General features: G+C 55.5%; 13 protein-coding genes. 4 read left to right on the plus strand and 9 right to left on the minus strand.

The window, feature by feature from the left end; genetic code table 11:
- Positions 1-136 precede the first annotated feature (136 nt).
- Entirely contained in the window at positions 137-964 is an 828-nt protein-coding gene (locus B30_RS00005; RefSeq protein ID WP_009569898.1) for a DUF6473 family protein, read from the minus strand.
- A 187-nt stretch (positions 965-1,151) separates the two neighbouring features.
- Between B30_RS00005 and B30_RS00010 the strand changes: the two genes are divergently transcribed.
- On the plus strand, positions 1,152-2,027 hold the full coding sequence (locus B30_RS00010; protein WP_009569899.1) for a 3-hydroxybutyryl-CoA dehydrogenase: 876 nt from the start codon (positions 1,152-1,154) through the stop codon (positions 2,025-2,027).
- Between the two features lie 66 nt (positions 2,028-2,093).
- Here B30_RS00010 and B30_RS00015 read toward each other — a convergent pair whose 3' ends face one another.
- From B30_RS00015 to B30_RS00045, 7 genes are all read right to left on the minus strand, one after another.
- Positions 2,094-2,999 carry a lysophospholipid acyltransferase family protein gene (locus B30_RS00015; protein WP_009569900.1) on the minus strand — a complete coding sequence of 302 codons (906 nt, stop codon included), beginning with the start codon at positions 2,997-2,999 and terminating at the stop codon, positions 2,094-2,096.
- Entirely contained in the window at positions 3,000-3,275 is a 276-nt protein-coding gene (locus B30_RS00020) for an HPr family phosphocarrier protein (RefSeq protein ID WP_009569901.1), read from the minus strand.
- Between the two features lie 30 nt (positions 3,276-3,305).
- Positions 3,306-3,695, minus strand: a complete 390-nt coding sequence (locus tag B30_RS00025; RefSeq protein WP_009569902.1) for a PTS sugar transporter subunit IIA — start codon at positions 3,693-3,695, stop codon at positions 3,306-3,308.
- Between the two features lie 14 nt (positions 3,696-3,709).
- Entirely contained in the window at positions 3,710-4,621 is a 912-nt protein-coding gene (rapZ, locus tag B30_RS00030; protein ID WP_009569903.1) for an RNase adapter RapZ, read from the minus strand.
- Positions 4,612-5,004: an HPr kinase/phosphorylase gene (locus B30_RS00035; RefSeq protein ID WP_303704807.1), complete on the minus strand. Its 393-nt coding sequence runs from the start codon at positions 5,002-5,004 to the stop codon at positions 4,612-4,614. Before B30_RS00035 ends, rapZ begins: the two co-directional genes overlap by 10 nt.
- Before the next feature lie 101 nt (positions 5,005-5,105).
- On the minus strand, positions 5,106-6,836 hold the full coding sequence (locus B30_RS00040; RefSeq protein ID WP_009569905.1) for a sensor histidine kinase: 1,731 nt from the start codon (positions 6,834-6,836) through the stop codon (positions 5,106-5,108).
- Positions 6,836-7,537: a response regulator transcription factor gene (locus tag B30_RS00045; protein WP_009569906.1), complete on the minus strand. Its 702-nt coding sequence runs from the start codon at positions 7,535-7,537 to the stop codon at positions 6,836-6,838. Before B30_RS00045 ends, B30_RS00040 begins: the two co-directional genes overlap by 1 nt.
- Before the next feature lie 378 nt (positions 7,538-7,915).
- Here B30_RS00045 and B30_RS00050 point away from each other — a divergent pair, with 378 nt between their 5' ends.
- Positions 7,916-9,514, plus strand: a complete 1,599-nt coding sequence (locus B30_RS00050) for a phosphoenolpyruvate carboxykinase (RefSeq protein WP_009569907.1) — start codon at positions 7,916-7,918, stop codon at positions 9,512-9,514.
- A gap of 108 nt (positions 9,515-9,622) precedes the next feature.
- Positions 9,623-9,937, plus strand: coding sequence for a c-type cytochrome (locus tag B30_RS00055; protein WP_157789766.1), 315 nt, complete (start codon positions 9,623-9,625; stop codon positions 9,935-9,937).
- Between the two features lie 9 nt (positions 9,938-9,946).
- Here B30_RS00055 and B30_RS00060 read toward each other — a convergent pair whose 3' ends face one another.
- Entirely contained in the window at positions 9,947-10,720 is a 774-nt protein-coding gene (locus B30_RS00060) for a sulfite exporter TauE/SafE family protein (RefSeq protein WP_009569909.1), read from the minus strand.
- A gap of 207 nt (positions 10,721-10,927) precedes the next feature.
- On the opposite strand from B30_RS00060, the gene B30_RS00065 reads away from it, so the two are divergent.
- Positions 10,928-12,601, plus strand: a complete 1,674-nt coding sequence (locus tag B30_RS00065) for an acyl-CoA dehydrogenase family protein (RefSeq protein ID WP_009569910.1) — start codon at positions 10,928-10,930, stop codon at positions 12,599-12,601.

Below are 12,601 nucleotides of genomic sequence, written 5' to 3' on the forward strand. Positions count from 1 at the left end.
CCGACTTCGGCCTCGTCGCCGATTTGTTCACAGCCGTGCCCGAATTGACCGGGAAACTCTGAGCTCACGCTCTCAAGGACAAAAGGCCCGCCAACCGGTGGGCCTTTTTATGGGTATCAAACGCATTTTCGATGCTTCAAAGATAACGCGCAATCGCTTCCTGAACGGCAGTCGCGGCTTTGGAATGGGCAACCGGGCCCAGCATTTCGCGGGCAGCGGGAGCATCAAGGTCGGAATAGGCCATCAAGTCGTAGCCCTGCTCAACCTCTGCACGGGTCGCCACCACCTCAACAATATCTTTGACCAGAGGACGAATATCCTCAAGCATATCTCGATTAACGAAAAGCGGATCGCCACTGATTTTGGCGCAGGCCTCCTCATCATCGGGAGAATGATCCGACAGCCACAACAGCACCAAATCGCCCCGAAGTTTCTGCGCCATCGTCCGCATCCGCGCCAACCACGCGTCGCGCAACTCCTGTCGCACCATATCAAACTTCTGCTCAGACACCGCTTCCAGAGTCTGAAGCAGATGGCGGGTAAAGTTGAAATCGGTGAAATCAATTTCGCGATAGATCGTTTTCAACAGGGTCGAGGCGCGCAAAAAACGATCATTGCGGCGTGCATGAACCGCATAGAATCGGTTCGACATATTTTGTGCGCCCGCGATTTGAACCACTGTGGCTTTCGCATGATGGCACAGGTCCAGAACCGTCTCATCATTCAGGAACACATCGACGCCAGCGTTAACGCAGCCCAGATTGACAGTTTCGACCCCAAGCCCGGATTCAACAAGATCCGGGAAGGGAAACTCAACATATTTGCCATAGGTTTCGGTTCCGCCTAGGAAGGCAACATAGGCCTCCTCAAGGTCCTTTGGCGGGCCGCGGAACAGAAGTTTCGATTTGCCATAGCGGCACGGATAGTAATTGAGGGAGCCTTCGCCCCTATTTTGGTAAGCCATGTGTCCACCCACTGGTTTGTTATTTCACCCACAGAGCAGAGTCGCAGATACAAGTTGCGAAATCGCTAAACCGCCAATTCAACGCAAATTTTATGGGAAGGCGCCGTCACCTTGCCCCTTGAACCAGCGCGCTGCGCATGCGTAAACTTTGGCACACAGACTGGCGACACATCCTAAAGGTAACAAAATGGACATCCAAAACATAGGCATCGTCGGTGCGGGACAAATGGGCAATGGCATCGCACATGTGTTCTCGCTGGCGGGCTATGACGTGTTGCTCAACGACATTTCTCAGGACGCTCTGAATCAGGCGATTGTCACCATCTCGCACAATCTTGAGAGGCAAGTGTCACGCGGCAAAATTGAGCAATCTGAAATGGATGCTGCGCTGTCTCGAATCTCTACGACGCTCAAACTTGAAGATCTTGGGGTCAGTGACTTGGTGATTGAAGCGGCGACTGAGCGCGAAGATGTGAAGAATGCAATTTTCGAACGACTTTTGCCCCATCTCAAACCCGAAACCATTCTGACCTCGAATACCTCTTCCATTTCGATCACCCGCTTGGCCTCACGCACGGATCGACCGGAAAAATTCATGGGCTTCCATTTCATGAATCCGGTGCCTGTGATGAAACTGGTCGAACTGATCCGCGGCATCGCGACGGATGAGCCCACCTATCATGCGCTATTGAAAGTGGTCGAATCGCTTGGGAAAACCGCCGCCAGTGCCGAAGATTTTCCCGCGTTTATCGTCAATCGCATCCTGATGCCGATGATCAACGAGGCGGTTTATACGCTCTATGAAGGCGTTGGATCGGTCAAATCCATTGATGAGTCGATGAAACTCGGGGCAAACCATCCGATGGGGCCCTTGGAATTGGCTGACTTTATCGGACTGGACACCTGCCTCGCGATCATGAACGTGCTGCATGATGGTCTGGCCGATACGAAATACCGCCCCTGCCCGCTTTTGACAAAATATGTCGAAGCCGGATGGCTGGGCCGCAAAACCCAGCGCGGGTTTTATGATTATCGTGGCGAGACGCCGGTTCCGACCCGATAAACATCACATAACGACATAGAAAAGGGGCCGCGATGGCCCCTTCTTCATATGTGTTCCGGGTTTGGTTCAGTCCGTGCGACCGCCAAGCGCAAGAGTATGTGTGCGCATCCACGCCATGAATTCGCGGGTCTTTTTCTGCCAATCGTTCAAATCATCCGGGCTTAATGGATCGCCGATAATGGGCGATTGCGGTTTGTTGAGTGCATGGACGATTTCATGCAGCAAAAGCCCCTGACGGATGGTCGCAGAAATTTTATCGGCAATTTGATACAACCGCGTGTTCCGCCCAGGAAAATAGATTGGCAACACCGTCGCCCCCGATTTCAACACCATCTTGGCGGTGAACGGGTTCCATTCTTTTTCCTTCACCGGGCCAAACCATGTTTCAGACGACGCCACGGCCCCCGCCGGAAACAGGATGATCACCCCGCCCGCCTTCAATGTATCCATCGCCTCATTGCGCATGAGGATGGATTTACGGTGACTGTCCTCTTCATGCGGAAACGGCACCGGCAACATGAACGGATCAATCTCGCGAATGCCGGTCAAAAGTGAGCGCGTCAGGATTTTGTAATCCGTACGTACCTTGCCGATCAACTCCGCCATCACCAAACCATCGACCAAACCATGCGGATGATTTGCCACCACCACAAGCGGACCCGTGGCGGGTATTTTGGATATCTGCTCCTCGGGGGTGGTGACGTCAATTCCCATCACCTCAAGGGCTTGACTAAAGAATGGCTGCCCCATGGGTGTGCCCATACGTTCGAACCGACGGATGCGACGCAACAAGGGCAGCTTGCCGGTGATCCATTCAATGGAGCGGATGACCACCACCTTTGAGGGATCCGAATAGGTTCCCGCATATGACAGACGCCGACCGTCATACTTGATGAAATCCGCGTCGCCGGGCTTTGGCACATGGGGCTCGGTCACCTGGGTCTCGGTCGCTTGGTCTTGCGGGTGAGCCACTTACATATCCTCGCCAAATCGGTCCTTGATCAGGGCCTCCAACGCATCTGCCAAGGCATCAGCATCGGGTCCCCTCGTTGACACGTCAATAGTGGTTCCTTTGGAGGCTGCCAACATCAAAAGCCCCATGATACTATCACCCGAGGTGCTCATCCCGTCTTTGAACACCTCTGCACTGGCGTCAAATTCTTCTACCGTCTCGACAAATTTCGCCGAAGCACGCGCATGAAGACCCTTCACATTGATGATCTCATGCGTTCTCGTCGTCGATGTCATGCCGTTTTCCTGTCGTTTTTCTTATCGTTATCAGCCAAGCACGTCGAAACTGTCGATGTACTTTCGGCCCGCCTCTAAGGCATTTTTAACCGCTTCGCTGACCGTTTTGTGACGAGATTTTGCCAGCTTGATCAACATGGGCAGGTTCGCGCCGTAAATGATTTTACGATTGTCATGATGGCACGCCATCAACGACAGGTTGGACGGACTGCCGCCAAACATATCTGTTACGACCACCACACCATCTCCGGTGTCGACATCATCAGCCGCGCCGCAGATTTCCTTTTGCTTGGCCGATCGGTCATGATCCGGCTCAATGGAAATTGCCTCAACGCCCGTTTGCTTGCCCACCACATGTTCGACGGCTGCAAGGTATTCCTTGGCCAATCCACCATGCGCGACAATGACGATTCCGATCACGCGAGATTCCCCGATCACAGGCCGCTATGGCGGCGTTCCAATTCCCGATGCCTAATTGACACCTGCCAATCATGTTCTGCAAGGGCTTTGGATAGAATTTCAGCAAGCGTCACCGATCTGTGCTGTCCTCCGGTACAGCCAAACGCGATGGAGAGGTGTTTTTTGCCCTCTTCGCGGTAGGCCGGCAACAAAAGTAAGGTCAATTCCAACACTTTCTCGAAAAATGCCGCAAATCGCGGGTCTCGCTGCACATAGTCTTGGACCTTTGCGTCCATGCCATTCAGCGCGCGCAGCTCTGGCTCCCAATAAGGATTGGCCAAAAAGCGCACATCAAACACCATATCGACGCCCCGCGGCATCCCGCGCTTGTAGGAAAAACTCTGCACCGTCAGGGCCATATCGGCCTGATGCCCCTCCGCGAACCAGCGTTCAATCTCGTCGCGCAACTGATGCGGCGTCATCTCAGACGTATCAATCAGAATATCCGCCCGCGCGCGGATCGGGGCCAAAAGATCAATTTCGCGCGCCACGCCGTCCTGCACTGTTTCTGCCGGGGCAAGCGGGTGACGACGACGAGTCTCGGAATAACGCCGGATCAGCACCTCAGGCGAACTGTCGAGATAAAGCACCTCAGCGTCATGATCCGGGTTGCGGGTCAATTCGTCGATCACCTCGATGAGCGCATTCACCGAAAAGTCGCGATTACGCACATCCAAGCCAAGCGCCAAGGGCCGCGTCAGCCCATGCGTTTGCAACAGCCGGGGCAGGATCGACATCGGCAGGTTGTCAATGACCTCATAGCCAAGGTCCTCAAGCGCATTGATCGCGGTTGAGCGCCCAGCCCCCGAAGGCCCCGTGATCAAGACCACGCGGCGTTGGGATTTCGACTGTGACAAAGGGCTGTCGTCAGAACTCGTCACGCGCATCGGCCTCCTTTGAGCCATTGGACCAAAGCCGGGGCAAAGTGGCGGCCTTCGACCTTGAAAAGCAGGGGAATCGGGACCCCGATTAAGACCCGTTCTCGTGGTAGGGGCAAGCGCTCCATTTCGACCTGTGACAGATCGGCAATGCCACAAATGCGCGCGGCGGGAATCGTCTGAGCCGCAAGCAAGCCCACCCCTCGTGCTTCGATCATCCCACGGATCGGCGCCGGGGACGTCGCGATCAGGCCCCCGTCCGATTTGGTCAAGATGGTGCGATCGTCAGACACAAGAGTGGCGCCATAAGCCATGATCTCTAGGGCCAATGTGGACTTGCCACTGCCAGAAGGGCCCAGGATCAACAGGCCTCTGGTGTCCCCATAAGCCACGCAACTGGCATGCAGGTTCAGGGGCGCGACCTCTGAGGCGGCGCAAAAAAGGCCGGTGCTGTCCTGCGCCGGCCTTTGATCTTTGTCTGTCTGGTGGCCGCTCACACCGGCAAGCCCACAACAAAGCGGGCACCCAGCGGATCGGATGTGATATCAGCATCGGTTGGGCGAATGTTTTCGGCCCAGATCACACCGCCATGAGCCTCGACGATCTGTTTTGAAATGGCAAGACCAAGCCCGGAGTTGTTGCCAAACTGACCTGCGGGGCGCTCTGAGTAAAAGCGTTTGAACACTTTGGACAGCGCCTGATCGGGAATGCCGGGACCGGTGTCTTCGACCACAATCAAAACGCGGCTGTCACGTTTACGCACCCAAACACGGATCGCATCGCCATCTTCACAGAATGACACAGCGTTGGTGATCAGATTGACAAAGACCTGTGCCAAACGCGCCTCAAGACCGGAAATGACAATCGGTTTGTCGGGCATATCGGCGATGAATTCGATGCCTTTGTCCTGCGCCTCTTGCGACAGGTACTCAATCAAATTGGTAAGCATTTTAATGAGGTTGAATTCCTCTTCTTCCTCTTTCACCAACTCACTGTCGAGGCGGGACGCATTGGAAATATCAGAGACAAGACGGTCCAGACGGCGCACATCATGTTCGATCACATCGAGCAATTTGATCCGATGCTCTTCTTTCTTGATCATCCGCAGTGACCCAACGGCAGAGCGCAGACTGGCCAGCGGGTTCTTGATTTCATGCGCCACGTCAGCCGCGAATTGTTCGTTGGCATCAATCCGGTCATAAAGCGCCGACACCATCCCGCGCAGAGCAGACGACAGACGCCCGATCTCATCAGGGCGACCGGAGAGATCGGGGATGCGTACACGACCCGGAGCCACTTTGCGACTGTTTTTGTCGCGTCCGATTTCAGCGGCAGCGGCCAGATCGGCCAAAGGATTGGCGATGGTCGAGGCCAAAACAAGGCTCAGGCCGATGGACACAAGGATCGCGATGACAAAAACTTGAAGGATTTGTTCGCGCTCAACCCGGACAAGTTCATCAATTTCGCCTTCGCCCGAGGCAAGCCCAACCACGCCCAGCGTACGCGTCTGCCCCTCCAGGTCGATGGTGATCGGCGCGGCGACAACAAAGAGGGCCGAGCCATTTGCATCATTGCCGGTTTTAACGTGGATTTCATTTTGCAAAGCGCCAGACACAAGCGGCGAGACATGCGCGGCGGCATCCTTGGGATCGCCGGTCTCTTTGGATTTTGTGAGAGTGATCATCGACCACACCCCGGTCAAAAAATCCGAAATCATTGTCGAACGCCCATCCCGGCGCAACCCGGCCACATTGGCGGGGCGCACACGCGGCATCCCTTCGGTAGAGGCAATCAGAGCCCCTTCGGCGTCGTAGATAAAGACATTTTCGCGCAGCGGGATTTCAAGCACATTCAGTACGGATTGTGCATCAGAGGTTCCGTCGGTCGCATCCAACACACCATCAACACCTGCCGTCACTTCCAACATGTCAGCGATCAGGACCGCCTCTGTCACCATGGCCATTTCACGTTGGGTCACAAGACTGTCGCGAAACGGATTGAGATAGAGAATACCCGCCACCATCAAAATGATGGCCACGAGGTTGAAGGTTATGATCTTTTGCGCCAGAGGAGAGCGATTGATCGCGATAAAGCGGCGGCGCTCCCGTTTGGCGCGCAAATCCGCATCCGAAATGCGCGGCGCAATCCAGTCATCCCCGAGAACGACGTCTGCGTCATCAGACGGGCGCTTTCCCGAGAGGTCCATGCGCGAAGAAAGGGCCATTATTCCTCGTTGTACCTATAACCGATACCGTAAAGCGTTTCGATGGCGGAAAATTCATTGTCAACGGTACGCATTTTCTTACGCAGGCGTTTGATGTGGCTGTCAATGGTGCGGTCATCGACGTAGACCTGATCATCATAGGCCACATCCATCAACTGATCGCGCGATTTCACAAAACCGGGACGTTGAGCAAGCGCTTGCAACAACAAGAATTCCGTCACCGTCAGCGTGACATCGCGGCCTTTCCAAGACACGGAATGGCGCAGCGGATCCATTTCCAATTCACCGCGCACAATCACCTTGGTCTCCTCGGCGTCACCGACTTCACCGCCTTCAATCACTTCCTGACGACGCAAAAGCGCGCGGATGCGTTCAACCAAAAGGCGCTGGGAAAACGGTTTTTTGACGTAATCGTCCGCGCCCATGCGAAGGCCCAGCACCTCGTCAATCTCATCATCTTTCGAGGTGAGGAAAATCACCGGCATATTGGTTTTTTGCCGCACACGCTGCAACAGGTCCATCCCATCCATACGCGGCATCTTGATGTCAAAAACAGCCATATCGGGGAGACGTTTGTTGAACGCGTCCAAGGCCGATTGCCCGTCATTATATGTTTCCACCTCAAACCCTTCTGCCTCAAGGGTCATGGAGACGGAAGTGAGGATATTCCGGTCGTCGTCAACCAATGCGATGCGGGACATGTTCCGTTTCCTTCAACTGCTCAACTGGTTCATTTTTTTTAGCATAATCCGCGTTTCGCCAGGCCAAATCAAGCGAAACCGCGAATCACATGCATCAGCTATGACAATCCAAAACGAAAAGATTCAAGGAATGGCTAATTTGTCTCACCTTCTTGCGACAACGCCTTAAGTCTGGCCGTTTCACATTCTGCACTTCGGCTTGTTTACGCTAACTCCAACATGGTTGCGCTAACTCTTGATCTGGGTCCTGTTTACGGACGCGACGAGCATGCTATAGCACGGTCGTCGGACGAGAGGGACTGTCCGGCCGCGAATGGCCCTTTCGCGAGAATTTATGTTTCAGAGACGCCGTCAAGGACACGGCAGGGAGTTTGCACTATGACAACCGGACGCGTGAACCCGGCTTTCACACTTGACGACCAAGGCATCACAGGGCTTGGCCATGTCTATTACAACCTTCTTGAGCCTGCGCTCATCGAAGAAGCCCTGAAACGCGAAGAAGGTACGCTTGGCAAAGGCGGGACGTTCCTTGTGACCACAGGCAAACACACTGGCCGGTCCCCAAAAGACAAATTCGTTGTGCGCACCCCCTCCGTGGAAGACACGATCTGGTGGGAAAACAACCAGCCGATGGACCCGGCCAAATTTGATGTTCTTTACGCCGATATGCTTGAGCATATGAAAGGCAAAGATTTTTTCGTTGAAGACCTTTATGGCGGTGCCGACGCGGCCCACCGTCTTGACGTGCGCATGGTCACCGAGTTGGCATGGCACGGTTTGTTTATCCGCACCATGTTGCGCCGTCCTGAGTTGAAAGAACTCGACGATTTCACCGCAGATTTCACCATCATCAACTGCCCGAGCTTCAAAGCCGACCCAGAGCGTCACGGCTGTCGTTCGGAAACCGTTGTCGCCCTGAACTTTGACAAAAAGATCATCCTGATCGGCAACACCGAATATGCGGGCGAGAACAAAAAAGGCGTGTTCACGCTTTTGAACTACATTTTGCCGGGCAAAGGCGTGATGGCGATGCATTGCTCCGCCAACCACGCGCCGAACAATCCGGTCGACACCGCGATCTTCTTTGGTCTGTCGGGCACCGGCAAAACCACGCTTTCCGCCGATCCGTCGCGCGTCCTTATTGGCGATGACGAACATGGCTGGTCCGAGCGCGGCACCTTTAACTTTGAAGGCGGGTGTTACGCGAAAACGATCAATCTCTCGGCCGAAGCCGAGCCGGAGATCTACGCGACCACGACCAAATTCGGCACCGTCATCGAAAACATGGTCTATGACGCGCACACCAAAGAGCTTGATTTCGAAGACAACAGCCTGACCGACAACATGCGCTGTGCTTACCCGTTGGAATATATCTCCAACGCATCGCCGACCTCGCTCGGTGGTCATCCGAAAAACATCATCATGCTGACCTGTGACGCCTATGGCATCTTGCCGCCAATCGCGCGCCTCACCCCGGCACAGGCGATGTATCACTTCCTCTCCGGCTTCACCTCGAAGACACCGGGCACCGAAGTGGGCGTGACCGAACCGCTCCCGACCTTCTCCACCTGTTTCGGTGCACCGTTCATGCCGCGTCGCCCGGAAGCCTATGGCAACCTGTTGCGCGAAAAAATCGCGAAACATGGCGCGACCTGTTGGTTGGTCAACACCGGCTGGACCGGCGGCGCCTTTGGCACTGGCTCGCGTATGCCAATCAAAGCCACGCGCAACCTGTTGCACTCCGCGCTGGAAGGCACGTTGGCCGAGGTCGAATTCCGCAAGGACGAGAACTTTGGCTTTGAGGTTCCGGTCTCTGTTCCGGGTGTGCCGGACGTTCTTTTGGACCCGCGCCGCACTTGGGCCGACAAAGACGCCTTTGATGCACAGGCTGAGAAACTGGTCAAAATGTTCTCCGCGAACTTTGAACAGTACCTACCCTACATTGACGAAGATGTGAAAGCGGCCGCCATCGGCTAAGCCCCTTCTCTTTATCTTTGAGCACAGCGCGCCCCAAGCCTTATGGTTTGGGGCGTTTTCTTTTCGTTGTTGTCACTCGGGTTTTACGCGGAGCTGAGACAAGGGATCATGCGCCTTTTATCCCATCTTGCCCTGTGTGTGGCCACCTTACTCGCTCTGCCCTGTTGGGCCGATGATCAGGGCCAGGCGCAATTTGTCGATCATTGCGCCGCCTGTCATGGCCTACATGCGCTTGGGGGCAACGGACCGGACATTCAGGGGACGACTCTGAACGATGTCGTGATCTCCACCCGCGGGATGGATCAAATGCCAGCGATTGACCTGAGCGATGCGGAGCGCCAGGCCATTGCCGCCTACCTCATGTCACTTGCGCCCGAGATCGCCGCGCAAAAACTACGGTTTGAAGCCCAGATCACCCGTTAAAACGGAGTGTTAAAAAAGCCCGCGCCGTACCAAATTGGCTCCGGCGACGAGCAAGACAAACAGGGTGGCGCGTTTGAATTTCTTTTGATCCAAACGGTCCTGAACCTGTTGGCCGATCACCATCCCCAACAGTGCCGGGATTAAGAGCGCCAAAGATAGCGGCAGCGTTTGCGCATTGAGCACACCAGAGCGCAGATGGGCCGCAAACAACATCAAAGCCCCCGCGCCAAAGATCACGCCGGTGATTTTGATCTGCATTTTTTTCGGCGTATCGACGGCGGTGAGATAGGCCACCGTCAGCGGCCCCCAAATCCCCGCAACCCCGCCGATCATCCCCGAAAGCGCACCAAGGCCGAGATCGTAAAAGGCCCGGTGATGGTCCGGAATATGCAGCGCCCGCCCAATCAAAAGGTAGCTCGCCAAGACGATCACAATGATCCCAAGCGTCAAAAATACCACCGATTGCGGCAAGATCACCACAAGCTGCGCCGACAAAAGGATCATCACCAAAAGCGCTGCGATATAGAGTTTATAGACCTTCGCCGCCTGCACCGCCTCGGACACGCCGCCACGCAGCGATTGCCAGATGTTCGACACCACGGTCGACAGAATCAGTCCCGCCAGCGCCAGTTCAGGCGAAAGGAATGACCCCAGCCCCGAAACCATGATCATCGGCATGGCAAAGCCGGTTGCACCTTTGACGAAACCCGCAAGCAGGGCAATGGCAAGGGAAACCGCCATTTGCGGCAAGGTAAGCAGAGAGAGAAGCGCGTTGAAATCCATGGGTTTGTCATAGGGCCTGTGATCCCCGTGAGACCAGAGAATTCGCGCCTATCCGATGCGGCCAGTCTAAAACTTTCTCAGGGCCACGGGGGCATTCGGCTTGCCTGCGACACTTTTGATCCTAAATGACATCTAATGCAAAATAATATTGCGCTGCAACTGCGAAGGGATTAGACAGTCCCATGACCCTGAGAAGGAGAGATTCCCATGGCCCTTGATCAACAGGAGATGACCATGTCGAACCCCATTTTGCCCGATCTTCTGGCTTTGACCGGTGCCGCAGTGGCCCCTGCTGAGGCCCTTTTGGATCGCGCCCGCGCATCCTTGCGCACCGAATTTTTGGACGGAGATCGCATCTCTGGCACCAAACTTGAGGCCAATCAAACGGCGGCTCATGGCCTTGCTTGGCTTGCGACCTATGTCGAGGCGCTGCGTCAAATGCAAAAATGGGCCTTGGCTCTGACGGATGACGGTAAATTTGGCGAGATGGAACAACTGATCCATCAGATCGCCTTTGGCGAATACCTCAACCAAATCTACGGCGGCATCCCGATGAACCAAGGCGAGGTCTGCCGCTTGGCCGATCTGGGTCTTGGCCTCGCGCAGCCGAGCCACAAAGATGTCGTCAAACTCATGCTGGAGGGCAACACCGTTGCCGCGCGTTCCCGTCTTGTCGCTTTGATGCGCGACAATTATGGTCACGCCACTTTTGGCGCCTCTGGCCTTGATGACGAGCTGGAAATGGTGCGCGAACAGTTCCGCCGCTTTGCCGACGAAAAAGTCGTGCCCTTTGCCCATGAATGGCACCTCAAAGACGAATTGATCCCGATGGAGATCATCGAAGAGCTGGCCGAACTTGGCGTCTTTGGCCTGACCATCCCCGAGGAATACGGCGGCTTTGGCTTTCCGAAAGCGGCGATGGTGGTGGTCTCCGAGGAGCTGTCGCGTGGCTATATCGGCGTCGGCTCTTTGGGCACACGCTCCGAGATCGCGGCTGAATTGATCCTCAGCGGCGGCACCGAAGAGCAAAAACAAAATTGGTTGCCAAAACTCTCCTCCGCCGAAATCCTGCCGACCGCCGTGTTCACCGAACCGAACACCGGCTCGGACCTTGGCTCCCTGCGCACCCGTGCGGTGAAAGAGGGCGAAACCTATACGGTCACTGGCAACAAGACCTGGATCACCCACGCCGCGCGCACCCATGTGATGACGCTTTTGGCGCGCACCGATCCGAACACCACGGATTACAAAGGCCTGTCGATGTTCCTGGCGGAGAAAACGCCGGGCACGGATGAGGCCCCCTTCCCGACCCCCGGCATGACCGGCGGCGAGATCGAAGTCTTGGGCTATCGCGGCATGAAGGAATACGAGCTGGCCTTTGACGGGTTCAAAGTGAAGGCCGAAAACCTTTTGGGCGGCGAAGAAGGCAAAGGCTTTAAACAGCTGATGGAGACCTTTGAGTCTGCCCGCATCCAAACCGCCGCGCGTGCCATTGGTGTGGCGCAAAATGCGCTCGAAGTTGGGATGCAATACGCCGAGGACCGCAAGCAATTCGGCAAGTCCCTGATCGAATTCCCCCGCGTCTCCGGCAAGTTGGCGATGATGGCGGTCGAGATCATGGTCGCGCGTCAGCTCACCTATTTCTCCGCCTGGGAAAAAGATCACGGCCATCGTTGCGATGTTGAGGCTGGCATGGCGAAACTCTTGGGCGCGCGTGTCGCCTGGGCCGCCGCCGACAATGCCTTGCAAATCCACGGCGGCAACGGCTTTGCGCTTGAGTATCAAATTTCCCGCATCTTGTGCGACGCGCGCATTCTCAACATCTTTGAGGGTGCCGGGGAAATCCAAGCGCAGGTGATTGCACGCCGCATTTTGGGCTAA

The organism is Celeribacter baekdonensis B30, assembly GCF_000299875.1.
GTDB classification, from domain to species: domain Bacteria; phylum Pseudomonadota; class Alphaproteobacteria; order Rhodobacterales; family Rhodobacteraceae; genus Celeribacter; species Celeribacter baekdonensis_A.

Coding starts and splice junctions, on each gene's coding strand:
- B30_RS00005 (WP_009569898.1), bottom strand. CDS start 964: ATGGCTTACCAAAATAGGGGCGAAGGCTCCCTCAATTACTATCCGTGC.
- B30_RS00010 (WP_009569899.1), top strand. CDS start 1,152: ATGGACATCCAAAACATAGGCATCGTCGGTGCGGGACAAATGGGCAAT.
- B30_RS00020 (WP_009569901.1), bottom strand. CDS start 3,275: ATGACATCGACGACGAGAACGCATGAGATCATCAATGTGAAGGGTCTT.
- rapZ (WP_009569903.1), bottom strand. CDS start 4,621: ATGCGCGTGACGAGTTCTGACGACAGCCCTTTGTCACAGTCGAAATCC.
- B30_RS00040 (WP_009569905.1), bottom strand. CDS start 6,836: ATGGCCCTTTCTTCGCGCATGGACCTCTCGGGAAAGCGCCCGTCTGAT.
- B30_RS00045 (WP_009569906.1), bottom strand. CDS start 7,537: ATGTCCCGCATCGCATTGGTTGACGACGACCGGAATATCCTCACTTCC.
- B30_RS00050 (WP_009569907.1), top strand. CDS start 7,916: ATGACAACCGGACGCGTGAACCCGGCTTTCACACTTGACGACCAAGGC.
- B30_RS00055 (WP_157789766.1), top strand. CDS start 9,623: ATGCGCCTTTTATCCCATCTTGCCCTGTGTGTGGCCACCTTACTCGCT.
- B30_RS00060 (WP_009569909.1), bottom strand. CDS start 10,720: ATGGATTTCAACGCGCTTCTCTCTCTGCTTACCTTGCCGCAAATGGCG.
- B30_RS00065 (WP_009569910.1), top strand. CDS start 10,928: ATGGCCCTTGATCAACAGGAGATGACCATGTCGAACCCCATTTTGCCC.